Origin of the sequence: Sphingomonas longa, from assembly GCF_016892685.1 — a bacterium.
Lineage (GTDB): Bacteria > Pseudomonadota > Alphaproteobacteria > Sphingomonadales > Sphingomonadaceae > Sphingomonas > Sphingomonas longa.
The window spans coordinates 44,286-67,303 of sequence record NZ_JAFEMC010000005.1 but is presented as its reverse complement, the minus strand read 5'-3'; the positions used below and the strand labels follow the sequence as shown (position 1 = coordinate 67,303).

At 66.7% G+C, this 23,018-nt stretch carries 19 protein-coding genes and 3 pseudogenes; 15 read left to right on the top strand and 7 right to left on the bottom strand.

The features are described 5' to 3' along the window. Window positions 1-60 precede the first annotated feature (60 nt). Window positions 61-687: an SOS response-associated peptidase family protein gene (locus ILT43_RS15765; RefSeq protein ID WP_204199941.1), complete on the top strand. Its 627-nt coding sequence runs from the start codon at window positions 61-63 to the stop codon at window positions 685-687. 138 nt (window positions 688-825) lie between these two features. Beyond that, a pseudogene (locus ILT43_RS19585) lies at window positions 826-1,476 on the top strand (MBL fold metallo-hydrolase); the annotation flags it as partial. A gap of 187 nt (window positions 1,477-1,663) precedes the next feature. On the opposite strand, the gene ILT43_RS15750 reads toward ILT43_RS19585, so the two are convergent. Further along, window positions 1,664-2,494, bottom strand: a complete 831-nt coding sequence (locus ILT43_RS15750; protein WP_204199939.1) for an aldo/keto reductase — start codon at window positions 2,492-2,494, stop codon at window positions 1,664-1,666. Between the two features lie 92 nt (window positions 2,495-2,586). Here ILT43_RS15750 and ILT43_RS15745 point away from each other — a divergent pair, with 92 nt between their 5' ends. The 3 genes and pseudogenes from ILT43_RS15745 to ILT43_RS15740 form a co-directional block, all read left to right on the top strand. After that, complete coding sequence (locus tag ILT43_RS15745; protein ID WP_204199938.1) at window positions 2,587-3,240, top strand: sulfite oxidase-like oxidoreductase; 654 nt, start codon at window positions 2,587-2,589, stop codon at window positions 3,238-3,240. A 251-nt stretch (window positions 3,241-3,491) separates the two neighbouring features. After that, window positions 3,492-3,659: pseudogene (locus ILT43_RS19715) on the top strand (IS6 family transposase); the annotation flags it as partial. A 69-nt stretch (window positions 3,660-3,728) separates the two neighbouring features. After that, a pseudogene (locus tag ILT43_RS15740) lies at window positions 3,729-3,917 on the top strand (GMC oxidoreductase); the annotation flags it as partial. A gap of 42 nt (window positions 3,918-3,959) precedes the next feature. Here ILT43_RS15740 and ILT43_RS15735 read toward each other — a convergent pair. The 3 genes from ILT43_RS15735 to cofE form a co-directional block, all read right to left on the bottom strand. Then, window positions 3,960-4,787 (bottom strand): IclR family transcriptional regulator, encoded by an 828-nt coding sequence (locus ILT43_RS15735; RefSeq protein WP_204199936.1) that lies wholly within the window; start codon window positions 4,785-4,787, stop codon window positions 3,960-3,962. Window positions 4,788-4,878: 91 nt separating this feature from the next. Beyond that, window positions 4,879-5,784, bottom strand: a complete 906-nt coding sequence (gene cofD / locus ILT43_RS15730; protein ID WP_204199935.1) for a 2-phospho-L-lactate transferase — start codon at window positions 5,782-5,784, stop codon at window positions 4,879-4,881. Beyond that, entirely contained in the window at window positions 5,781-6,503 is a 723-nt protein-coding gene (cofE, locus tag ILT43_RS15725; protein WP_204199934.1) for a coenzyme F420-0:L-glutamate ligase, read from the bottom strand. Before cofE ends, cofD begins: the two co-directional genes overlap by 4 nt. An 80-nt stretch (window positions 6,504-6,583) precedes the next feature. On the opposite strand from cofE, the gene ILT43_RS15720 reads away from it, so the two are divergent. Further along, a complete protein-coding gene (locus ILT43_RS15720) occupies window positions 6,584-7,378 on the top strand; it encodes an SDR family oxidoreductase (protein WP_204199933.1) in 795 nt (264 codons plus the stop codon). 43 nt (window positions 7,379-7,421) lie between these two features. Here the strand turns inward: ILT43_RS15720 and ILT43_RS15715 are convergent, their stop codons facing one another. Continuing rightward, a complete protein-coding gene (locus ILT43_RS15715) occupies window positions 7,422-9,953 on the bottom strand; it encodes a TonB-dependent receptor (RefSeq protein ID WP_204199932.1) in 2,532 nt (843 codons plus the stop codon). A 192-nt stretch (window positions 9,954-10,145) separates the two neighbouring features. On the opposite strand from ILT43_RS15715, the gene ILT43_RS15710 reads away from it, so the two are divergent. From ILT43_RS15710 to ILT43_RS15670, 9 genes are all read left to right on the top strand, one after another. Next, a complete protein-coding gene (locus tag ILT43_RS15710) occupies window positions 10,146-10,625 on the top strand; it encodes a MaoC family dehydratase (protein WP_204199931.1) in 480 nt (159 codons plus the stop codon). A 10-nt stretch (window positions 10,626-10,635) separates the two neighbouring features. Then, on the top strand, window positions 10,636-11,805 hold the full coding sequence (locus tag ILT43_RS15705) for an acyl-CoA dehydrogenase family protein (protein ID WP_204199930.1): 1,170 nt from the start codon (window positions 10,636-10,638) through the stop codon (window positions 11,803-11,805). Then, window positions 11,805-12,701: an HpcH/HpaI aldolase/citrate lyase family protein gene (locus ILT43_RS15700; protein WP_204199929.1), complete on the top strand. Its 897-nt coding sequence runs from the start codon at window positions 11,805-11,807 to the stop codon at window positions 12,699-12,701. Before ILT43_RS15705 ends, ILT43_RS15700 begins: the two co-directional genes overlap by 1 nt. Further along, window positions 12,698-13,846, top strand: coding sequence for an acyl-CoA dehydrogenase family protein (locus tag ILT43_RS15695; RefSeq protein ID WP_204199928.1), 1,149 nt, complete (start codon window positions 12,698-12,700; stop codon window positions 13,844-13,846). Before ILT43_RS15700 ends, ILT43_RS15695 begins: the two co-directional genes overlap by 4 nt. Next, window positions 13,843-14,829, top strand: a complete 987-nt coding sequence (locus tag ILT43_RS15690) for an acyl-CoA dehydrogenase family protein (protein WP_204199927.1) — start codon at window positions 13,843-13,845, stop codon at window positions 14,827-14,829. The genes ILT43_RS15695 and ILT43_RS15690 overlap by 4 nt, the downstream gene beginning before the upstream one ends. Then, window positions 14,826-16,940 carry an acetate--CoA ligase family protein gene (locus ILT43_RS15685; RefSeq protein WP_204199926.1) on the top strand — a complete coding sequence of 705 codons (2,115 nt, stop codon included), beginning with the start codon at window positions 14,826-14,828 and terminating at the stop codon, window positions 16,938-16,940. Before ILT43_RS15690 ends, ILT43_RS15685 begins: the two co-directional genes overlap by 4 nt. A 119-nt stretch (window positions 16,941-17,059) precedes the next feature. Then, window positions 17,060-17,776: a GntR family transcriptional regulator gene (locus ILT43_RS15680; protein WP_204199925.1), complete on the top strand. Its 717-nt coding sequence runs from the start codon at window positions 17,060-17,062 to the stop codon at window positions 17,774-17,776. 10 nt (window positions 17,777-17,786) lie between these two features. Further along, the gene (locus ILT43_RS15675) at window positions 17,787-19,247 is read left to right on the top strand and encodes an aldehyde dehydrogenase family protein (RefSeq protein ID WP_204199924.1); all 1,461 of its coding nucleotides are present in this window, start codon (window positions 17,787-17,789) and stop codon (window positions 19,245-19,247) included. Then, a complete protein-coding gene (locus ILT43_RS15670; protein WP_204199923.1) occupies window positions 19,247-20,008 on the top strand; it encodes an SDR family NAD(P)-dependent oxidoreductase in 762 nt (253 codons plus the stop codon). Before ILT43_RS15675 ends, ILT43_RS15670 begins: the two co-directional genes overlap by 1 nt. Before the next feature lie 26 nt (window positions 20,009-20,034). Here the strand turns inward: ILT43_RS15670 and ILT43_RS15665 are convergent, their stop codons facing one another. Both ILT43_RS15665 and ILT43_RS15660 read right to left on the bottom strand, forming a co-directional pair. Then, window positions 20,035-21,660, bottom strand: coding sequence for a GMC family oxidoreductase (locus ILT43_RS15665; protein WP_204199922.1), 1,626 nt, complete (start codon window positions 21,658-21,660; stop codon window positions 20,035-20,037). Window position 21,661: 1 nt separating this feature from the next. Further along, the gene (locus ILT43_RS15660) at window positions 21,662-23,014 is read right to left on the bottom strand and encodes an MFS transporter (protein ID WP_204199921.1); all 1,353 of its coding nucleotides are present in this window, start codon (window positions 23,012-23,014) and stop codon (window positions 21,662-21,664) included. Window positions 23,015-23,018 lie beyond the last annotated feature (4 nt).

Below are 23,018 nucleotides of genomic sequence, written 5' to 3'. Positions count from 1 at the left end.
CCTGACGAGGCGACGTGGAAGAGGCTTGTCTCCCGCTATCGCTCGTGATCGAAGACGGGGATGTGCAACCTCTACAACCTCAAGGTCGACCCGCGCGGCTACTTCGATGCGCTCGCCACAGTTGACGATGCCGCCAATGTACTCACTGTCGAGAAGGACTATGCCGCGCCCGGCAAGCCTGGGTACGTCGTGCGCTACGAGGACGGCCAGCGCGTGCTCAGCACCATGCGCTGGGGGTTCCCGACACGCAAGCCTCGCAAGCGACCGGCACGTGAGGGCGAGATGCCCTTCCTCTACGACTGGTGGACCAATGCGCGGAACATGCAGAGCAACATGTGGAAGCCGTGGCTGCTGCGTGCCGAGCATCGCTGTCTGGTGCCATTCACCCGCTTTTCCGAACCCAAGGCGGTCGCGGACCGGCAGGGACCGGGCGACACCAGCTGGTGGTTCACCGTCGAGGATCAGCCTGTGCCGTGCTTCGCGGGGCTTTGGAAGGTCGATGCTGATCACGACCGGGTTTACGCCTTCTGCACCACCGAGCCCAATCCGCTGGTCGCGCCCAAGCACCCGAAGGCTATGCCGGTGATCCTGCTGGCAGAGGATCAGGAACGCTGGTTGTCGGCGCCGGTCGATGAAGCATTGCCGCTCCTCAGCGCTTATCCATCACAGTTGATGAGCGTTGCCTGATGATGGCAACCAACCGCTACTACGATGGCCCGCCGAGCGACCATTACGACGGCACCCGCTTGTTCAATCCCGGGCAGGAGAGCTTTGATCGGGGCCTTCGCGCGATGCTGCGCTGAAGCTGGCGGGAGCGGCCGCCAAATGGCCGAAGTCTGTGCCGGTCGTTCCGGCAAAGCCAGAGGCGCGGGCCGATGGGCTCTGCATCACCTTGATCGGCTATGCCTCGCTGCTGATCCAGGCGGGGGGCATGAGCATCCTCACCGATCCAGTCTGGTCGGAGCGGGCCATCCCCTTCCGGCGAAATGGACCGAAGCGGGTTGCCGCGCAGGCGTCGCGTTCGACGACCTGCCGCCGATCGACGTCGTATTGCTGAGCCACCGACACTATGACCATATCGATGTTGATACGCTGCGGCGACTGCACGCCGTCCACGACCCGCTGATGGCGATGCCGCTCGGCAATGATGCTATCGTGCGTGCTGCGGTGCCGGCGGCACGTTGCGTTACCGTAGACTGGTGGGATCGGCTGCCGCTTGGTTCGGAGATCGCGACGACGTTGACACCCGCCTACCATTGGTCGAACCGCTGGCCTACCGACACGCGGATGATGCTGTAGGGCGGTCACTATCTGGATACGCCAGCGGGGTCGATCTGGTTCGTCGGCGATACCGGCTATGGTGACGGCCGGATCTTCGCCGACGTGCGGAGCCGCCTGAGAGCGCCCGGCGTCGCGTTGATCCCGATCGGCGCCGATGAGCCGCGCTGTTTAATGACCGCGCAGCACGTCGATCCGGCAGAAGCGGTACGCATCTTCACCGACGTCGACGCAACGAGGGCGCTCGATATCCATTGGGGCACGTTCCAGCTGACCGATGAGGCGCGCGGTGCGCCGGCGGAAGGGCTGGCGAAGGCATTGCGGGCGGCTGGCATCGCACGTACCGCTTCGTCGCCGCGGAAGCAGGCGGCGTCTACAACTTCGGCTAGAGCATCTCGAGCGGCGCGCGACATCTCGGACGCGGGTACAGTCCGTCGAGCCGCGCGAGTGTGTCCGGAGCGAGTACCAGATCGGCAGCGGCACGATTGTCGTGGACGTGCGCGCTGCGGCCAGCTTTGGGAATGGCGATGACGTTGTTTTGCGCGAGCAGCCATGCCAGCGCGACCTGCGCCGGTGTTGCGCCGAGATCGGTGGCAAGCGAACATAGCTCTGCATCCGCGACGAGACGTCCTTGTTCGACCGGGCTGTACGCCATCACCGGAATGGTGTGCGTGGCGAGCCACGGCAGCAGGTCGTGCTCGGGGCCGCGGCGCGTCAAATTGTAGAGGATCTGGTCGGTCGCGCATGCCTTGCCGCCTGCAGCAATCAACTCTTCCATTTCGTCCGTGTCGAGGTTGCTGACGCCCCACCGCAGGACCTTGCCTGCATCGACCAGTCGTCCCATCGCCTCGACGGTCTCGACGAGCGGAACGCCGCCGCGCCAGTGGAGTAGGTAAAGATCGAGCCGGTCCGTACCGAGACGACGCAGGCTCGCCTCGCATGCCTGCGGCAGGCGCGTGCGTGAGGCATTCTGTGGATAGGCCTTGCTGACGAGGAACACGTCTTCCCGTCGGCCAGTGATCGCCTCACCGACGAGACGCTCGGATTCACCGTCGGCATACATCTCTGCCGTGTCGATCAGCGTCATGCCAAGGTCGATCCCGGTGCGCAGCGCCGCAATCTCAGCAGCGTGGCGATCGGCGTCCTCCGCCATCATCCATGTGCCTTGGCCGAGCGCGGGGACGGTCGTGCCGTCGGGTAGAGCAATCGTCTTCATGCTGTTGCAACGCGCAGCTTGGAGTTTGGGTCGCCGCACACGTGCTTGTGCTGCGACGAACGCTACGAGATGATGCGTTGCTGGAGACCGCCATGACCGACGAAACGCCACCCGACAGCAAGCTGACCCGCTCGAAGCAGCGTTGGGCAAGCGAGCATAAGTTCATCACGGGGGACGTTAATCGAAGCGCGCACGAGCGCCTGCCGCCGGGCCAGCATCTGGTGCGCGACTGGCCGGTGCTCGATCTCGGCCGCCAGCCCGATGTCGCGCCGGAACGCTGGGAACTGAAGATCGGTGGCCTCGTCGACAATCCGGTGACGCTCGACTGGAAGGCGTTCATGGCGCTGCCGCAAACACGAACGCGTTCGGACATGCATTGCGTGACGACCTGGTCGCGCTACGACAACGACTGGAATGGGGTCGCGACACACGATCTGCTCGACCTCGTCCAACCCAATGACGAAGCGGCGTACGTCCTGCTCCATGGCTATGACGGCTACACGACAAACGTGCCGTTCGCAGACTTCGCAGCGGAGGCGGCGATGATCGTCCACGCCTGGGACGGCAAGCCGCTGACACGTGCGCACGGAGGTCCGGCACGCGCGCTGATCCCGCACCTCTACCTCTGGAAGAGCGCCAAATGGCTCAAGGGGATCGATTTCCTGGCCGCCGATCAGGCTGGTTTCTGGGAGGTCAACGGCTACCACATGCGCGGCGACCCGTGGGCGGAAGAGCGATACTCGTAAGCATTTCAACAACCGTCGTCATCAGGAGCAACTTTTACGCACCGACCGGTGCGCCCTCATCAATTGGTCAGCTTTGTGAGATGGCGTCCCCGTTCCGACAGGCTCCGTATTGTGATAGACCAGCGGGTCTGGGTCATGGCCGCTATGCTGTGGTTCCACCCGCGGCGTACCTCACCGCTGAGGCTACGCTGCTTCGTTATCGAGTTCGCCTTTCACCTCAAGGGAACTCTCCACTCGTCCGGGGCATGTCCAAGAGGGCGATGCTCCGGTTCAGGCAGATGAAAATGCTGCAGAAGTTCGCCTCGGTCCATGGCAACGTCCACAACCACTTCAGCCTGGAGCGCCATCTTACCGATCGGCAGACCTACCGGGAACGACGCTCCGCAGCGCTTGCGGAGTGGCAGGTGCTCGCCAGCTAGGCGACTAGCCTCAAAGCCCGACATCCATCCTGTGAAAAGCAGTTCGCGTTAAACTAACAGCACCCGTCCTGTCCCTGCCGGATGGGCGCGCCGGACGATTCGATCACCGTCACCGACGCGCAAGGTTGCGTCCATGGCGTGCGCGGACTGCGCGTGGTTGACGCCTCGATCTTCCCGTCGGTGCCGAGCGCCAACACCAATTTCCCGGCCTACATGGTCGCGGAGAAGATCGCCGCCACAATGGTGGCCGCCCGCTGAGGCGTGTGCCGAAGCCGCATCGTCAGGCGGCGCCAGGCAGGCTCACAGATACGGTTGCGCGCGCGCGAGCAGTTCGGCCGGCTTGGCAAGGCGCTGCGCCATGCTGGCGGCCCATTCGGGCGTGAACCGAGCCGCAAAGACGGTGGCGGTCAGCGCGAAGGTGGCCTCGTTCTCGCTGTTGAGCACGGGCACCGCAACGGACGAGGTCCCGACAAAGAAGTGGCTCTCGTCCACCGCATAGCCGCGCGCGATCGTCTGCTCCACATCCGCCTGGAACTCCTTGAAGGTCATCGGCTGTTCAAGGCGAAGCGTGCGGAATTGCTGGCGCAGCTCTGCCTCGCTCAATCGGGTGAACGCAGCCATCAAACGCCCTGCAGCGCCGATCAGCAGCGGCAGGCGCTGGCCGATGTTCATCTTGATGCTGACGTTGCCGGCGGGCAGCGCTTCCAGTATCAGCATCATGCGGTGATCGGAAATACGCCGCCACAAGGTGACGGTTGCACTTTCCTCGCGGGAGATGCCGTCCATCAGCATGCGCACGCTGCTGAGATCCCCGCCATGCGCCAGCACGCCGCTGACAAGTTCCAGCGCGCCAAGGCCCATGGCGTACAGCTTGGAATGCGGATCGAGGCTGACATAATTCTCCTGCGTCAGCGTTCGCAGGATGTTGAGGCAGGTGCTGGGGTTCAGCCCGACATCGCGGGTGATGCGCGACAGGGGCATGGGAGCGGGCGAAGCGGCGAGATACCGCAGCACGGCCAGCCCGGCCACCACCGCGCCGACGGGCTTGAAGCTGCTGACCCGTGCCGACGCGGCAACAGGTTCCTGAACGTCGAGGGAGATTTCAGGCGACAAGGGACTCGACGACATTGGGCAGCTCCGACGGCACGATCCTTCGGTCTATGCCGTGACTAGAACGGCTTTCGCAATGGCGAACCGATCCTGTGTGGTGGCACCGGCCTTATTGCAGCAGGCGAAGGCACGCTTCGGCAAGCGCGACCTTCTCGTCCAGGCTATTCATCGTCACCGGCGCATGGGCGATCCTGATCGGCGAGCCCGCTACCGTCTCGTCGGGATCAACCACCAGTATGTTGGCGACCTCGGCATAGTGGCGGGCGACCGTCCCACTGTCGACCGCGTGCCCGAAGTCGGTCATCATGCGCGCGGTGGGGCCCTTGAAAGATCGGCCGGGCAGCACCGGCGTTACTGCCACCACATGCGCGCCGCGGAGCGTCTCGGCCATGCCGGGAATGGCCAGGATCGGATCGACGCTGAGATACGGATTGGACGGCGCCAGGATGACGCCGTCGGCGGCGGCGATCGCCTCGCCGACCCCCGGCGCCATCTGCGCGGCATCGACGCCCTCCAGCACGACGCGCTCGACCTGCGGCTCGCAACGGCGCGCCACGAAATAGGTCTGGAACGCTAACCGCCCTTCATCGGTGTCTAGCATGGTGGCGAGGTGCTGGTCGCTTGCCGGAAGGATCCGCGTCGGCACGGCCCAGGCGGTGCGCAGGCGATCCATCACGGCCGACAGCGGCTCGCCTTGCGCAAGGGCGGCGGTGCGCAGGACATGTATCGCCAGATCGCGATCGCCGAGGTTGAACCAGTCCGGCGCGCCGAGCGAGCGGAGTTCCTCCATGAAGCGCCACCCTTCCCCCGCGCGACCCCAGCCTTGCTCGGTGTTGGACTTGCCCGCCAGCGTGTAGAGCAGGGTATCGAGATCGGGACAGACGCGCAGGCCCAGGTGCGTGAAATCGTCGCCGACGTTCACCACCGCGGTCAGGTCTCCAGGCGGCAGCGCGTGCTGCAATCCCAGCACCAGCTTGGCACCGCCCACGCCGCCGGTCAGCACAACCACCTTCATCGGAACAGATCCTCTTCAAGCGGGCGAACCAGCGCGGACGCCGCGCGCGGCACGGCATGCCAGGCAAGCCCGTGGACGATCGCCGCGGGAATGCCTTCGGACGCCTCGCCCATGGCAAGCCCGGCGGCGCTGGCGATCATGTCCGCCAGCGCGACCTGCGTCACCTGCAACGTGCGGCCATCGCGATCCTCGTCCCCGCGCTGGTCGACCAGCGACGGCAAGCCAGCGGCCCCGATCGCCACGTTCACCGTGCCGTAGCGCCATGGCCGGCCGAAGCTGTCGGCGATCACCACCGGGATGCCGAGGGCATCGTGCAGCGCCGCGGCCGACGTATCGGCGTCCAGCGGGAGCAGCAGCACGCGATCGTTGCCGCCGGCGCCGATATTGGACTGGTCGATACCGGCATTGGCCATCACATGGCCGGTGCGATGGCGGGTGATGAGGACGTTGGGCGCGGCGCGCACCACCGCGCTCGACTCGGCGAGCACCAGTTCGACCAGGCGGGGATCTTTGCGCGTTCGTTCGGCCAGATCGATCGCAGTGGCCCCGGGCCTCACGGTGTGCAGATCCACGTAGCGGTCCTCCGCCTTGGAGACGATCTTCTGCGTCACCACCAGCACGGTGTCCGCAGCAGGCGCGACCCGAGGCCGCAGCAGGTCGGCAAGATCGTCGCCCGGCGCGATCTCGCCCAGGCCCGTCACGGGCTCGATGCGGATCATTTGCGAGAAACTTGGGGAACTGCCACGATCAACTCCATAGCGACACGTCGCACTAGAGCGATCGGGCAGGAAGGCACAAGATGGGCGCGCGGTTGGGCGGCAAGGTGGCGATCATCACGGGCGCCGCGAAGGGACTTGGCGCAGCCGATGCCCGGCTGTTCGCGGCGGAGGGCGCGCGTGTGGTGCTGGCCGATGTGGACACGGATGCGGGTCAGGCGCTTGCGGAGGAGCTTGGGCCAGCAGCGCGCTTCGTGCAGCACGACGTGACGGACGAGGCAGCCTGGCAGCGCCTTGTCGCCGAATGCGAACGCATCGAAGGGCGGTTGGACGTGCTGGTGAACAATGCCGGCGTCGCGCGGCTGAGCACGCCCGAGACGGTGACGCAGGATGCCTATCACACCGTCCTGTCCGTCAGTCTGGACGGTGTCGTGTGGGGGTGCAAGCACGCGCTTCCCGCCATGCGCCGGGTCGGCGGCGGCTCGATCGTCAACGTCGCCTCCATCGCGGCCGCGCGCGGCGAGCCCAACCATGCGCCCTATTCGGCGGCCAAGGGCGGGGTGGATGCCTATACGCGCACCGTGGCCTTCTACTGTCAGCAGATCGGCCTGCCAGTGCGCTGCAATGCCGTCTTGCCGGCGGGCATCTACACGCCGATGATCGTCGGCCTGCCGGATGTGAGCGATAGGGGAAGCGGGCTGGTGAGGGGCATCGCCGCGTCCGCCAACCCGCGCGGGCTGCCGAAGGACGTGGCGCAAGCCGTGCTGTTCCTTGCGTCGGACGAAGCGCGCTGGATCAGCGGGCAGTCGCTGGTGATCGACCGCGGCTCCTCCGCCGGTCGTGGAACCATCCCCGCGGAGCCGCTGGCGCTGGGCTAGAACAGCGGCGGCGCTGCCAACAGGGCAACGCCGCGCGTGCTGCTCAGAAACGAACGGTTCCCTGCACGGCGATCGTGCGCGGATCATAAACGGAGCTGCGCCCGTCGGCATGAATGCCGGCCGGCGTGGCGGTGCCGGAACCGGTATAGGTGAGGTCGAAGGCTGCCGCGGTGATGAACCTGTTGGTCAGGTTCTTGCCGATCAGCGCCAGCTCCCAGCGATCGTTCTCCTCGGCCAGCCGCACGTTGAGATCGAACGTCGCGTAGCTGCCTTGGATAAACCGGCGTGCTTCGGAGTTGGCGAACGGACTGGTGTGATAGCTGCCCGAATAGCGCATGCTGCCGGTGAACCCGACCTTCAGCCCACCGCCGATCGGCCGCGAATAGTCGACATTGCTTGTACCCGTCCAAACCGGCGCCTGCTGCGTGCGCTCGCCGGTGAGATTCTGGAAGCTGCGGACACCGTTGGGGGTCTGCCCCACCGTGCAGCCTTCGTCCGGGCGCTGACCAGACAGACAGGGCGAGAAGGGGAAGCTGGTGTATTTGGCATCGGTATAGGCCAGGCTGCCGCGCAAGGTGAGGCCGGGCACCGGACGGGGCGCGTACTCTGCCTCCAGCTCGACACCGCGCGTCCGCGCCTTGCCCGCGTTGAGCGTGAGATACTGGACGATCGTCGCGTCGAAGAAGTCGACCTGAAGATCGCTGTAATTGTAATTAAACGCGTTCAGGTTCACGCGCAGCTGCCGATCGGCGAGCGTCGTCTTGATTCCGCCTTCGAAGCCCTTGACCTTTTCCGGCGCAAAGGTGGCATCGGCCGGCGTCGTGTTGCGCACGATCAGCCCCGAGATGGAGAAGCCGCCCGATTTGTAGCCGGTCTTGTAGCTGCCATAGACGGTGACATCGCTGCTCGGCTTCCAGGTGACGGTTCCCTCCGGCGAGAAGTTGTCAAAACTCTGGTCGGCGCCGATCGCATCCTGGCGATAGGTCGCCTGCGCCGTGCGGATCACGTAAGGCTGGGCGAACACCGAACTCTTGGTCTCGTGCGTATAGCGCGCGCCTGCTGTGAGGTTCAGCGTGGGGCTGACGTCGAGCAGGATCTGGCCGAAGCCGGCATAGGTCTTGCCATAGGTGTGCGAAACCTTGCGCAGCGTGAGATAGCGCAGTGTCTGATCGCTGACGGCAGAGTTCTCGGCACCTCCCGGGAAAAGATTGTCCTGCTGGAAATCCAGGTCCGAGTCCTGGTAATAGCCGCCGATCAGCACGTTAAGCGGCCCCTTGAAGCGCGACTGAGCGCGCGCCTCGACGGAAAAAGCCTTGAGCGAGGAATCCTCCGCCGATCCGTTGCCGCTGTTGCTGGGCGGGATATAAGCCTGGACGAAATCGTTGTCGCCGCGCCAGCGGGTGCGCCAGTCGATATAGCCCGGCACGATGCTGATGTTCACCTTGTCGCCGTCATACTGCAAGTTGCCGGACACACCGACCGACTCATATTCCAGGTAGGTCAGCCCGTTCCGGCGATTGAGCAGCGGATTGCTGGCGGCGATGTCGGCCGGCAGGCGCTGCTGCACCGAGCGCCAGTCCCGCCCGCATGGCGCATTGCGATCGGACTGCACGAAGCCCTGCTCGCAGAAGCCGATCACGACGTTGGCATGCGGGGTGGACTGGTCCACCTTGTTGTAGGTCGCTTTGACGGTGGCGGACAGCGCGGAATCGGGTGTCCATTTCAGGCCGGCGCGGAAGATCTTCTGCTTTTCGGCCGGAATGTCGTCTGACGAGGGCGCCGCAAACGGATGCGCGGTGCGCGTGCCCGTGACGATGTCGGTGGTGAACAGCGTGCCGCCGGTCGCCAGATTGTCGATGATGCCGTCATATTGCTTGGACACGCGGCCGGCGAGGCGGGCCGAGAGCGTGCTGCTGAGCGGGCCGGAAACGAACCCTTCCGAATAGACCTGATCGGCGCGGAACTCGTAGCCCACGCGTGCCATGCCGTGGAACTCCCGCGTCGGATCGGCGGTGGTGAAGGACAGCGCGCCGGCCGTGGTGTTCTTACCGTAGAACAGGGATTGCGGGCCTTTGATGACCTCTGCCCGTTCCAGATCGAACAGGCCTTCGTTGAGGGCGCGCCCGCCGGAATAATAGACGCCGTCGATGACCACTGCGACCGATTGTTCGAGGCTGATCGAGGTGGCGTTCACGCTGATGCCGCGCAGACCGATGGCGGCACCGTTGCCGGTGCCGGAACGCCCGACGATCAGCTGCGGCGCGACCGACGACAGCCGTTCGATGCTGGTGATCTGCTGATTCTGCAGCTGCTCGGACGAGACCACCGTCTCGGCGACGGGAATGTTCTGAACGTTCTCCACCCGTTTGCGGGCGGTGACGACGATGTCCTCCAGACCGCCACGCTGCGCGCGATCCGTGGTCGCTGCCGGATCGGCCTGCGCTTCACCCACCTGCTGCGCAGGTGGCGGCACTGCCTGCGCCGGCTCCTTCGAACCGGCCTGCGCCCATGCCGGTGCTGCGGCGAGGGCGAGCGCCGACACGCCCGCACACAGAGATATCTGAAGCGTCTTCATCGCATCCTCCGTTGCCGGATGCTCTGCGGCTCCGGCTTGAGGAAAGGCTAGCGAGGGGCATCGAAGGGCACAACTACTATTTTCCATATAGTCTTATGTTCTCGTGAGAGAACATGTCGGCTTGACATGGCGTCGGCATTGGCGTTGAACCTGTCCAGACAAGCGCGAGTTGCCGCCGGCTGGAGAGAGAGCATGAGCAAGTATTTCGAGGACCTCGACCCGGGGCAGGTGTACCAGCATGCGCTGCACCGCACCGTGACCGACGTGGACAATCTGATGTTCACGTGCCTGACGCACAACGACCAGCCGCTGCACCTGGACGAGGAGTTCGGAAAGAAGACCATGTGGGGCAGCCGGATCGTGCACAGCCTGTGGACGCTGTCGTTCGTGAACGGCGTGACAGTGTCCGATCTGACGCTCGGCACGACGCTGGGCAATCTGGGCTATGAGGAAATCCGCTTTCCCAATCCGGTGCGGATCGGAGACACGATCCGGTCCGAAACCACCATCGTGTCCAAGCGCGAGAGCGCCAAATATCCGGATGCCGGCATCGTGATGTTCCAGCACGACGGCTACAATCAGCGCGAGGAGCTGGTGGTACGCGCCATCCGCGCCGGGCTGATGATGAAGCGCCCTGCCGCTGCTGCGGCTGCCGCTGCCGCTGCCGCCTGAGGACGCGATCATGGATTACACGCCAAGCGACGATCAGGTCGCGATTCGCGACGCGGTGAACCAGCTGATGCAGCAGTTCCCCGACGAATATTGGGCCGAAAAGGACCGCGAGAAGCAGTTTCCGTGGGAGTTCTACAACGCGTTCGCCGCTGCAGGTTTTCTCGGCATGGTCACGCCGGTGGAATATGGCGGCTCGGGCCTGGGGCTGACGGAGGCGGCGATCGCGCTGGCAGAGGTGGTGGGCGCCAGCGGCGGCGGACTGAGTGCTGCGACCGCGGTGCACGTGAGCATCTTCGGCCTCACCCCGGTGGTGAAGTTCGGCAGCGAGGAGATGCGGCACAAATATCTGCCGCAGGTGATTTCGGGCGACCTGCACGTCTGTTTCGGCGTCACCGAGCCCGACGCGGGCACAGACACCACGCGCATCAAGACCACCGCGCAGCGCGACGGCAACCATTGGGTGGTGAACGGCCGCAAGGTGTGGACGTCCAAGGCGCTGGAGTCGCAGAAGTGCCTGTTGCTCACGCGCACCACGCCGATCGAGCAATGCGCCAAGAAGTCGGACGGCATGACGCTGTTCCTAGTCGATATCCAGCGGCCCGAAGTCACCATCCGCCCGATCCCAAAGATGGGCCGCGAGGCCGTTGCGTCGTGCGAGGTCTTCTATGACAACCTGCCCGTCGATCCGGCGGACATGGTGGGCGAGGAGGGCAAGGGCTTCCAGTATCTGCTCGACGGATTGAACGCCGAGCGCATCCTGGTGGCGTGGGAAGCGGTAGCGCTGGGCCGGTGCGCGCTGCGCCGCGCGGTGACCTACGCCAACGATCGCAAGGTATTCGGCCGTGCCATCGGCATGAACCAGGGCGTGCAGTTCCCGCTGGCGGAATCGCTGGCCAAGCTGGAGGCGGCGCAAGCGATCTGCGACAAGGCCGCGTGGCTGTACGACAATGATCTGCCGTGCGGCGACCTAGCCAACATCGCCAAGTATCTGGCGACCGAGGCCGGGTTCGAAGCGTGCGACCGCGCGGTGCAGACGCATGGGGGATACGGCTATGCGCAGGAATATCATGTGGAGCGCTATTTCCGCGAGTCGCGGGTGTGGCGGATCGCCCCGATCTCGCAGAACTTCGTGCTGTCCTACATTTCGGAGCGGATGCTGCATCTGCCGAGGTCGTTCTGATGACGCCCGCTGCGGCGCTGGCGCGCCCGATCCGATCCATGCTGTTCGTGCCGGGCAACCGCGCCTCGTGGATCGACAAGGCCGCGGCGGCGAAGGCCGACGCGCTGGTGCTCGATCTTGAGGACAGCGTGCCAGTGGCGGCCAAGGTGGAAGCGCGCGTCATCGTCGCCGACGCGGTCGCGCGCCACGATCCGGCGAACGGCCTGCTTTACGTGCGCACCAATCCGGGCACCTACATGCCCGATTGGGACGATGTGCAGGCAGTGGTGCAGCCCGGATTGAACGGCCTGTTCGTCGCAAAGGTGCAGGGGCCGGAGGATGTCGAGGTGCTCGCCCGGCTGGTGGCGGAAGCCGAGCATCGCCGCGGCATGGCGATCGGCAGCATCGGCTTCGTCGTCGCGCTGGAAACGGCGCGGGCAGCCGAACTGGCGTTCGCCATCGCCTCGCACCCGCGCGTGCAGACGCTGGTGTCGTCGGCAGCGCGCAATGCCGATGTGGCGCGTGCCTTGGGCTTCACCTGGTCGGCCGAGGGGCTGGAGACGCTCTATTTCCGGTCAAAGACGATCATCGCCTGCCGCGCGGCCGGCAAGCCGTTCCCGATCGGCGGGCTGTGGCAGGACGTGCACGATCTGGAGGGCATGCGGCGTTTCTCCGCCTTCAATCGTCAGCTGGGCTATACCGGCGAGATCGTGCTGCACCCGTCCAACGTGACGGTCGCCAACGAGGCCTATTCCCTGAGCGAGCAGGATCGCGACTATTTCGCGGGCATGATCGCGGCGTTTGCCGAGGCCGAGGCCCAGGGCAAGGCGGCGGTGATTTACCGCGGCGAGCATGTCGACATCGCGCATGTCGAAACCGCGCGCGAGACGCTGCGCATCCACGGAGGCCACGCATGAGCTTCGCCTTTCCGCCCACCGCCCTGCCGGCCAAGGCCGAGCAGTTGCGGGCCGAGGTGCGCGCGTTTCTCGCCGAATGGGGCGCAGGCTGGACGCTGCTCGATCGCGCGCACAGCTGGACGCGGTTCGACCGCGACTTCTCGCGGGCGGTAGGCGCGCGCGGCTGGATCGGCATGACCTGGCCGACCCGGTATGGCGGACAGGCGCGATCGAGCCTGGAGCGTTATGTCGTGCTGGAGGAGATGCTGGCCGCGGGCGCGCCGGTGGGGGCGCACTGGTTCGGCGACCGGCAGAGCGGCCCGTTGCTGCTGCGATCGGGCACGGAGAAACAGCGCGTCGCGCTGCTGCCCCGGATCGTCACCGGCGAACTGGCCTTCTGCATCGGTCTCAGCGAACCCGATTCCGGTTCCGACCTGGCGTCGCTGCGCACGCGCGCCACCAGGGAGGGCAGCGGCTGGCGGCTGGACGGCACCAAGGTGTGGACCACCAACGCGCACCGATCCGACTACATGATCGCGCTGGTGCGCACCTCTCCCACGGGCGAGGGCGCGCCGCGCCAGGCGGGGCTGACGCAGTTCCTGATCGACCTCACGCTGCCGGGCATCTCGATCAAGCCGATCGCGGACCTCACCGGAGAGGCGCATTTCAACGAGGTGCATTTCGACGGCACGATCGTGGACGAAACGATGATGATCGGGCGCGAGGGCGAAGGCTGGGCGCAGGCCAATGCCGAGCTTGCCTATGAACGCAGCGGGCCGGATCGCTACCTTTCCAGCTTCCCGGTGCTGCAGCCGGCGCTCGACCGGCTGGGCGAGGATGCCGAGCGCCATGATGACGATCTGGGTCGGCTCGTCGCGCGGTACGCCACGCTGCGCGGCATGTCCGTCTCCACCGCCGGCATGCTGGAGCGCGGGCTGGAGCCGCTGCAGGAAGCGGCGCTCATCAAGGATCTGGGCGTCGACCTCGAGCAGGAAACGCCCGCCATGCTGGCGGACATGCTGGACATCGGGCCCGCGCTGCCTGGCGACGGCGGACTCGAGGACGCGCTGGCCTTTCTCACGCAGACGGCGCCGAGCTTCTCGCTACGCGGTGGCACGCGCGAGATCATGCGCGGCATGACGGCACGGGGATTGGGCCTGCGATGAGTGACCTGCTGGAGATGATGCTCGACCAGACCGATCGGTTGTTCGGCGACCATGTCGACCGGCAGTTGCTGGTGGAGGTGGAGCAAGGCGGCTGGCCGTCGGGCCTGTGGGCGCAGGTCGAGGCGTTCGGGTTGCCGGATGCGCTGATAGTGCCGGCGCAGGACGGCGGGCTGTCATTCGCCGAGGCGGGTGCGCTGTTCGCCTCGCTCGGTCGGCATGTCGTGCCGCTGCCCGTGGGTGAGACCATGCTGGCGCGCATGATGCTGGCGCGCGCGGGCGTAGAAGCGCCGGTCGGGCCGATCGCGCTGGCCGCGGGAGGTGACCAGGCGTTTGCCGCGCAGGGCGTCGGCCACGTGCTGGTGCAGCGCGATGGCCGTTGGGCGCTCGAGGTGCAGAGCGGCGCGGCGCTCGGCTCCATCGCGCGCGTCCCCTATGCGGTGGCGCAGGGGGGCAAAGCGATCGCGACGCATCCGATCCCCGACGGGCTGCCCGACCTGCTGACGCTAGGCGCGATGCTGCGCGCGAGCCAGATGGCGGGCGCGGTTGCGCGGGTGCTGGAGATGGCGGTGGACTATGCCAACACCCGGCAGCAGTTCGGCCGGCCGATCGGCCGATTCCAAGCGGTGCAGCAACTGCTCGCCAGGCTCGCCGCGGAAGCGGCAGCGGGGCAGGCGGCGTCCGACATGGCATGGAGCGCGCTGGATGCCGGGACACTCGACCATGCCGGTGCCATCGCCAAGATCCGCGCGGGCGAGGCGGCGCGCATCGCGGCGACGATCGGGCATCAGGTACACGGCGCGATCGGCGTGACGGACGAGCACATGCTCCATTACGTCACTCGGCGCCTGTGGACCTGGCGGCTGGAATACGGAAGCGAGCGGGCCTGGGCGACGCGGCTGGGCGAGGCGGCCCGGCGCGAGGGCGACCTGTGGTCCTTTCTGACGACACGCTGCGGTGCTGCGGCATTGGAGCAACTGGCATGACGAGCACGATCCTGGAACGGCCGGTCGCGGTCGATCCGCGCGATGCGATCCGGCACCTGTTCGAGGCGCGTTCGGTCGCGGTGATCGGTGCTTCCGGTGATCCGACCAAGCTGGGCAGCTCGCCGCTCGTGGCGATGTGCAATCTCGGCTTTGCGGGCGATCTCCACGTCGTCAATCCGCGTCATGCCGAGATGATGGGGCATCGCTGCTACCCCTCGGTTGAGGCGCTTCCGGACGGGATCGATCTGGCAATGCTGATCGTTCCGGCCGAAGCGGCGGTGGAGGCGGCGGAAGCCTGCGCCGCCAAAGGTATCCGCGCCATGGTGGTGATCGCGCAAGGATTCGGCGAGGCGGGGCCGGAGGGAGAGCAGCGCGACGCCCGGCTGCTGGCGCTCGCCGCGCAGGGCGTGGCGATCACCGGCCCCAACACCAACGGCTTGGCCAACGTCGCCACCGGGCTTGCCACCTCGATCGCCCCGATCTTCCAATATCCCGGGCGTGCGACGGGCGGGCGTATCAGTGTGGTTTCACAAAGCGGCGCGATGGTGTCGTCGCTGCTCAGCCGGTTGCATCAATGCGGGCTGGGCATCGCCAAGACGGTGACCTGCGGCAACGAGCTGGTGCTGGGTGCGGCCGATTACCTGACCTACCTCGCCGACGATCCGGATACCGATGTGATCGTCCTCTATCTGGAAACGATCCGCGACATGCCCGCTTTCCGCGCGGCGCTGGCCTGCGCGCGCGATGCGGGCAAGCCGATCGTCGCGATCAAGGTGGGCGAGTCGGAAAGCGGGCAAAAAGCCACGCTGTCGCATACGGGCGCGATCGCCGGATCGTATCGCAACACGATCGCTTTCCTGGAGAACGAGGGCGTATATGTCGCCGACGATCTGGAAAGCCTGGCGCTGATCGCGGAATGCCTGTTTCGCTACGACTGGTCCGACACCGGCAAGCCGGCGAACCGCTTCCTCGCCTCAATCTCGGGCGGGTTCGCGGCGCAGACCGCGGACGTGATGGAGCGGCTCGGCATCCCGCTGCAGGATCCGACTGAGGCCGGCAAGGCGGCGCTCTCCGCGCTGCCGACGCAGAGCCACCCGGTGAACCCCTATGACATCGCCGCGCAGAACGCGCTGATCCCCGAGATCATCGACATCTTCCGCAACGACGGGTTCGACCAGCTATTATTCGGTCTGGTGCTGCTGAAGCCGGCGATCAACGATCAGGTCGCCGCGCTGCTGATCGAGGCCAAGGCGCGCGGCATGGACAAGCTGTTCGCGCTGTCGCCGCAAGTGGACGAGGCGGAGCGGCGGCGGTTCAACGATGCCGGCATCCTGCTGACCGACAACACGCCCGCGTTGCTGAAGGCGCTGGCCGCGATCGAGCGGCATCGTGCTGCCGGTGTGCTGCGCGCGGGCCGTGGGCAACTGCCCGTAATACCCGCGCTGGCGCTGCCCGAGGGCGCGGGGCTGGTGGACGAGGCGCGCAGCAAGGCGCTGCTGGGCGCCGTCGGGATCGGCACGCCGGCCAACGTCGTGGCACCGGTGAGCGCGTTCCCGCAGGACGCGCTGGACCCGCTTCGCCGGCCGGTGGTGATGAAGGGATTGTCGGACAGGATCGCGCACAAGACCGAACACGGCCTGGTCGCCCTGTCGCTGCGCAGCGATGAGGAGCTGCGCGCGGCATGGGAGCGGGTCACCGCCGCCCTGGCCAAGGCCGACCCGAACGGGAACGCGATCCTGATCGAGGAGATGATCGGCAGCGGGCTGGAGGCGATCCTGGGCATCCAGCGCGATCCGGTGGTCGGCCCGGTCGTGGTGGTGGGTGCCGGCGGCATCCTGGTCGAGCTGCTGGATGATGCCGTGGTGCTGGTGCCGCCGTTCGATGTGGCGGAAGCGGCAAGCGCCATTGCAGGCACCCGGTTCGGCCGTCTGCTCGCGGGATATCGCGGGCAGCGGTATGATCTGGACGCGCTCGCGCGGGCAGTCGCCAAACTGGGGGCGCTGGCGCTGGCGGAACCGCGGATCGAGTCATTCGACATAAATCCCGTGCTGGTCCAGTCGGCAGGCGAGGGCGTGATCGCCGTGGACGCTAAGGTGATGCTGGGAGCGTGACGACGGTGCAAAAGCCCGAAATCGGATCGAGCGAACACGCCTTGGTCCACGAGGTGGACACGTGCGTGCGGGCTACCACCGCGCCTGGCTGGGCGGATCGCGTGATCGGCTATCGCGAAATGGCCGAGGCGCTGATCCTGGACATCAAAGCGGGCAACTGGCGGATCGGCGACGCGCTGCCGACGGAGGCCGAACTGGTGCAGCGGTTCGGCGCAAGCCGCAGCACGGTGCGCGAGAGCCTGCGCGAACTTGCCGCGATGGGGTATATCAAGCGTAGGCAGGGCGCGCGCTCGATCCTGGTGGCGGACGACCCGACCGACAGCTTCGTCAACTCCGTGCAGTCGATCGGGGAGTTGCTGCAATATTCCGGGCGAACGCGATCCACCCTGCTTGCTCGGAGCGAGGTGGTGGCGACCGGGGACATGGCGCGCCGCCTGGGCGTGGTTGCCGGATCGCGCTGGTTGCGGCTCGACTATCTTCGCACGCCGATGCGCGGCCAGTTGCCGCTGGGATTGTCCGAAATCTATGTGGACGCGCGCCATGCCGACGCGCTCGGCACGATCGACGACAGCCTGACGATCTATCGCCAGCTCGAGCAGCGCGCCGGCTTGGTGGTGCGCCGAGTGGAGCAATCGATCGAGGCAAGCACCGCCACGCCGGCGATGGCGGCGCCGCTGCGTGTGGCGCCGGGATCGCCGCTGCTGCTGGTGCGCACTGAGTTCATCACCAGTGCGGGCGAGGTGATGGAGGTTGGCCTCGGGCACTTCCCGGCCGGCCGATATCGCATGGAGATCATGCTGCAGCGTAGCGGCGGCGCGTCGGACATCGACGGCTAAGGAGAGAGACATGGAACAGGGCAACACGGCCTTTTCGCTGCCCGAAGCCGGGCTCGTGATCGGCGATAAATATCTGAAGCAGGGCAGCGCGGGCACGCACGAGCATCGCTACGCGGCGACGGGCGAGGTGCAGGCAGTGGTGCCGGTTGCCGGGGCGAGCGACGTCGAACGCGCGGTCGCGGCGGCGGCACGGGCGCTGCCCGGCTGGCGCGCGACGCGGCCGGCGGTGCGGCGCGACCTGCTGTTCCGGCTGGCGAACCTGGTGGAGGCGCATGGCGAGGAGTTCGCCTGGATCGGCGCGCGCGAAGTCGGCTCCCCGATCAGCGGCGTGCGGGCGATCCCGGGCAAGTTCGCGGCGTGGACGAAATATGCCGCCGGCTGGGCCGACAAGCTGGAAGGGCGCGTCGTCTCCACCTTCCAGGACGACACCGTGTTTGACTACACTTTGGCCGAGCCGTTCGGCGTGGTCGGCATGATCATCACGTGGAACGGCCCGCTGATGGGGCTGGCCATGAAGCTGGGTCCGGCGCTGGCGGCGGGCAACACGCTGGTCATCAAGCCGCCCGAACTGACGCCGTTCACCGCCTATCGACTGCTGCAGATGGCGGAGCAGGCCGGGATCCCGCCCGGCGTGCTCAATCTGGTGACGGGCGGTGCCGAAGCGGGCGAGGCGCTGGTCCGCCACCCGGACGTGCAGAAGATCGCCTTTACCGGGGGCATCACGACCGCACGGCGGATCGCGGCAACGATCGCACCGCTGATGAAGCCGGCGATCTACGAACTTGGTGGCAAATCGGCCAACCTGGTGTTCGCCGACGCCGATCTCGACCTTGCCGTGCGCCATTCGGCCCGCCAGCCGCTGTTCCTCGCCGGACAGGGCTGCGTGCTGCCGACGCGATTGCTGGTGCAGGACAGCATCGCCGACGCCTTCGTGGAACGCGTGGTGGCCGAGGTGGAGTCGCTGCGCATCGGTGATCCCGTGGACGCCGAGACGGAGTTCGGCCCGGTGGTCAACGAGGGTGCGCAGCAGCGGCTGCTGTCCACCATCGATGCAGCGCGCGAGCGCGGCGATGGCCGGGTCGTGACTGGCGGCGCGCGTCCCGCGTCGCAGCCGGGCGGCTATTATGTCGCACCCACCGTGTTTGCCGACGTCGATCCGGCCAGCCCGCTGGGGCAGGAGGAATGTTTCGGCCCGGTTCTTTCGATTCTGCGCTTTCGCGACGAGGACGAAGCGGTGCGCATCGCCAACGGCACGCAGTTTGGCCTTGGCGCCTACATTCATTCCACGCATCTGGGTCGCACCCTGCGGCTGGCGCATCGGCTGCATGCGGGCACGATCCAGGTCAACGGCGCGCCCACCGCGCGCGAGAACGCGCCGTTCGGCGGCTCAGGACTGAGCGGCTACGGCCGCGAAGGCGGGCTTGAGGGGCTCGCCGAATTCATCCGCACCAAAAATGTGGCGATCGCCTGATGACCATTGACCTTTCCGCGCTCGACCGTGCACTCGAGCGGCCTTTCGACCTTTCGGGCCGGCATATCCTGGTGACGGGAGCCGCCGGCGGCATCGGTTCCGCTGCCGCCGCCGTCGTGCAGGAGCAGGGCGCCACCGTGACGCTGACCGACATGGTACCCGAAGCCGCCGCGCGTGCGCGGTTGACCAGGGTCGACACGAGTAGCGCCTATCATCAGGTGAACCTGGCAGATCGCGAGGCGGTCGAGGCGATGGCGGCAGCCACCGGCCCGGTCTTTGCCGTGATCGACACCGCGGGCTTCTGCCCGCAGGACGATTGGACCGCGCCGGGATGGGAGGACGCCTATGACGCGGTGCTCGGCGCCAATCTGGTCGGCCCGATCAATCTGGCGCGCGCCTACCTGCCGGCAATGGTCACGGCGGGCGAAGGCCGGTTCGCGCTGTGCGGATCGGTGTCCGGGCGGATGGGCGGCGTTGCCTGCGGTCCGCACTATGCCGCCTCCAAGGGCGCGCTGCACGCGTTCATGCGCTGGCTCGCGCAAAAGGGCGCGCGGCACAATGTGCTTGCCAACGCCGTCGCGCCCGGGTCGATCGAGACGCCGATGGCGATCGCCAATGGCATGACCGGCGACGCCTATCCGCAGGGGCGGCAGGGGCGGCCCAAGGAGATCGGCGCGACGCTTGCCTTTCTCTGCTCGCCCGCGGCTGGGTTCATGTCGGGCGCCATCCTGGACGTGAACGGCGCCACCTATTTCGGCTGACCGGGCGACGATCCTGCCGGTGGGGCTCAGCCCGCCTGCAGGATCAGGTCCGCGGCCTTTTCGGCGATCATCATGGTCGGCGCGTTGGTGTTGCCCGAGGGGATGTCCGGCATGATCGAGGCGTCCACCACCCGCAGGCGCTGAACACCGCGGACGCGCAGCTTATCGTCGACGACAGCCATCGGATCGCTCGCTGGACCCATCTTGGCGGTGCCGCAATAATGGTAGCCGCCGAGACCCTGCCGGCGGGCATAGGCCATCAGCTCGTCGTCGCTCTGCACGGCCGACCCGGGGATCACCTCCTGCGCGACGTGGCGGGCGAGCGCGGGCTGGGCGAGGAGCTCGCGGATCATCTTCTGTCCCGCCAGCAGCACGCGCCGATCGTTCTGCGACGCCAGGTAATTGGGCTGCACTGCCGGCGTCTCGAAGACATCGGTGGAGCGTGCGCGCACATAGCCGGAGCTTTCGGGACGTAGCTGCCAGGCGCCCAGCGTCATGCCGGGCTGATCGTCCAGCACGCCGAGGAATCCCTCCTTGAAGCTGCCGGGGGTGAAGGTGATCAGGATGTCGGCGCGGTCCAGCGCCGGATCGGATTTCCAGAAGGCATGGCCCAGCACCACGCCGATGCCGACCACGCTGGGTCGGCCGGTCAGCCAGCGCACGCCTTGCCCGATCAGCTTTGGCCCGCGCGCATAATCGTTGATCGTCGGTGCGCCTTTGACCCGTACCACCGTGCGCGGCGTGAAATGGTCGCGCAGGTTCTCGCCCACGCCGGGCAGCGCGCTGACCACCGGCACGTTGAGCGCGCCTAGCAAGGCGGGTGCGCCGATGCCCGACACCTGCAGCAGGCGCGGCGTGTTGAGCGCACCGCTGCACAGGATCACCTCGCGCCGGGCATGCACTCTGCTCGCCGTGCCGCCCCGTTCAAAGACATATTCGATTCCGGTGGCGACGGTGCCGTCGAACAGGACGCGCGTGGCGCGCGCGCCGGTGCGCAGGTCGATGCGGCCGGTCTTGATGCCATCCTTCAGGAAGGCGCGCGCGGTGTTCACGCGCTTGCCCCGGCCGATATTATACTGGTACGTGCCCGCGCCTTCCTGCGCCTTGCCGTTGAAGTCACGATTGCGCGGTATGCCGATCGCGCCGGCGGCTTCGAAGAAGCGATCCAGCAGCGGGTTCTTCCAGTGGAGATCGACGATCGGCAACTTGCCGCTGCGTCCGCGATACCCTTCGTCCCCGCCGCCGTCGGTCCGCCGCTCGGTCTTCATGAAATAGGGCAGCACGTCGGCATAGCCCCAGCCGCGATTGCCCAGCTGCGCCCAGCCGTTGAAATCGTCCGCCTGGCCGCGCGTATAGACCATGCCGTTGATCGCCGCGGAGCCCCCCACGACATGGCCCTGCAAGGCCGGCACGGTGCGGCCATCGATATGCTCGCCAGGCTCCGTGGTGAAACCCCAGGTGAGCTTGGGATCGAAGATTACCTTCAGGAAGCCGGCGGGTATGCCGATGAACGGATTGCTGTCCTTTGGCCCCGCTTCAAGCACGCACACCGTGACGCCGTCGCGTTCGGCAAGCCGCGCGGCCAGCAACGCGCCGGCCGATCCTGCGCCGACGATGACGTAATCGAAAGTTTCGGGCGATGTCCGCGCCATGTCAGAACTCCTTGGGGACGGCAGGGTGCTCGCGCAGGCCGCGTTCGATCTGGAAACCGCGCAAGGCGAACGAGAGCAGGCAGAAGGCGAGCACCCCGAAAACAAAGGCGATCAGTGCCAGCGCCTCGCCGACGCGCGCCTCGTCGCCGAAGATGTTGTGCGTAACCAGCGGCACCAGCGTGGGCCCCACGCCGTGTCCGATCAGGCTGACGATGACGAAATACGCCGCCGACGCAGAGCCACGCAGCCGCGGCGGCGTGGCGAGCTGGAGCGAGGTGCCCGCCATGGACAGCGGAAAGCTGTACGCGAAGGTCAGGCAAGCGAGGCAGACGAGCGCCATGGTCTGCGACGTGCTGAACCAGAGGCACAGCGCCGACAGCATCACCATCACCGGACCGAGCCGAACGGTGCGCATGGTGGAGTCGAGCGGGTGGCGACGCGCGATGAACGCATTGACGATCGGGCTGAGCAGCCCGCCGCCTAGTCCGAACACCAGCACCAGCGACCCGTAATTCACCCCGATCGCGGCGGGGTTCATGCCGAACGAGCGGGTGAGAAAGGTCGGCGCCCAAGCCGAAACCGTGGTGAGCACCAGCGAGGAACAGGCAGCACCGAAGAAGAAGGCGAAATAATAGCGCCAGCGCTGCGCCATATAGGCCAGCCCCTGCACAAAGCCGTAGCGCCGTGTGTCAGCCGCCGCCTCGTCGGCATCGTGGCGATCGCGCGCCGGCTCGTGGATCGTGGGCAGCAGCAGCACCGGCAACAGGCCGACCAGCCCGATGATGATGAAGGTGAACTGCCAGCCAGGAATGCCGCCGATCAGCGGCAAGGCGACCTGCGGCAGCGATTCGGTCCATTGCAGCACCAGCCCGCCGAAGATCAGCGCCAGGCCTCCGCCGATATAGGGCGATGCCAGGAACACGCTGGTTGCCACCGGCAGGCGACGCTTGTCGAACATGTCGGCGATCATCGACATGCCAGCGGGAAACAGGAATGCTTCCGATCCGCCGACCACCAGCCGACTGAGGAACAGCGCCTCGTAGCTAGTGACAAAGGCGGCCGCCATCGTGCCCAGCCCCCAGACGATGCCCGCGCCGAACACCAGATTGCGGCGATTGGTCCGATCTACCCACCAGCCTGCCGGCAAGCCCAGCGATGCGTAGCTGAAGATGAAGGCGGGCCCCAGCAGATAGCCGATCTGACTGTCGCTGGCCGCGAACTCCCGCTTGATCGGGCCGACCAGCAGGTTGAGGATCTGACGATCCACGAAGGCGAAGCAGTAGACGGCCGTCAGCACCAGCAGCGCATAGACCAGCTTTCCCCGGCCGGGCTGCGCGGCACGAGGGCCTGCCACGTCA

Excerpts from the sequence above, each read along its gene's own strand:
- ILT43_RS15750 (WP_204199939.1), bottom strand. The coding sequence starts at position 2,494 with ATGAAGACGATTGCTCTACCCGACGGCACGACCGTCCCCGCGCTCGGC.
- ILT43_RS15745 (WP_204199938.1), top strand. The coding sequence starts at position 2,587 with ATGACCGACGAAACGCCACCCGACAGCAAGCTGACCCGCTCGAAGCAG.
- cofD (WP_204199935.1), bottom strand. The coding sequence starts at position 5,784 with ATGAAGGTGGTTGTGCTGACCGGCGGCGTGGGCGGTGCCAAGCTGGTG.
- ILT43_RS15685 (WP_204199926.1), top strand. The coding sequence starts at position 14,826 with ATGACGAGCACGATCCTGGAACGGCCGGTCGCGGTCGATCCGCGCGAT.
- ILT43_RS15705 (WP_204199930.1), top strand. The coding sequence starts at position 10,636 with ATGGATTACACGCCAAGCGACGATCAGGTCGCGATTCGCGACGCGGTG.
- ILT43_RS15690 (WP_204199927.1), top strand. The coding sequence starts at position 13,843 with ATGAGTGACCTGCTGGAGATGATGCTCGACCAGACCGATCGGTTGTTC.
- cofE (WP_204199934.1), bottom strand. The coding sequence starts at position 6,503 with ATGATCCGCATCGAGCCCGTGACGGGCCTGGGCGAGATCGCGCCGGGC.
- ILT43_RS15695 (WP_204199928.1), top strand. The coding sequence starts at position 12,698 with ATGAGCTTCGCCTTTCCGCCCACCGCCCTGCCGGCCAAGGCCGAGCAG.
- ILT43_RS15710 (WP_204199931.1), top strand. The coding sequence starts at position 10,146 with ATGAGCAAGTATTTCGAGGACCTCGACCCGGGGCAGGTGTACCAGCAT.
- ILT43_RS15715 (WP_204199932.1), bottom strand. The coding sequence starts at position 9,953 with ATGAAGACGCTTCAGATATCTCTGTGTGCGGGCGTGTCGGCGCTCGCC.
- ILT43_RS15670 (WP_204199923.1), top strand. The coding sequence starts at position 19,247 with ATGACCATTGACCTTTCCGCGCTCGACCGTGCACTCGAGCGGCCTTTC.
- ILT43_RS15665 (WP_204199922.1), bottom strand. The coding sequence starts at position 21,660 with ATGGCGCGGACATCGCCCGAAACTTTCGATTACGTCATCGTCGGCGCA.
- ILT43_RS15735 (WP_204199936.1), bottom strand. The coding sequence starts at position 4,787 with ATGTCGTCGAGTCCCTTGTCGCCTGAAATCTCCCTCGACGTTCAGGAA.
- ILT43_RS15765 (WP_204199941.1), top strand. The coding sequence starts at position 61 with ATGTGCAACCTCTACAACCTCAAGGTCGACCCGCGCGGCTACTTCGAT.
- ILT43_RS15720 (WP_204199933.1), top strand. The coding sequence starts at position 6,584 with ATGGGCGCGCGGTTGGGCGGCAAGGTGGCGATCATCACGGGCGCCGCG.
- ILT43_RS15700 (WP_204199929.1), top strand. The coding sequence starts at position 11,805 with ATGACGCCCGCTGCGGCGCTGGCGCGCCCGATCCGATCCATGCTGTTC.
- ILT43_RS15680 (WP_204199925.1), top strand. The coding sequence starts at position 17,060 with ATGGCCGAGGCGCTGATCCTGGACATCAAAGCGGGCAACTGGCGGATC.
- ILT43_RS15675 (WP_204199924.1), top strand. The coding sequence starts at position 17,787 with ATGGAACAGGGCAACACGGCCTTTTCGCTGCCCGAAGCCGGGCTCGTG.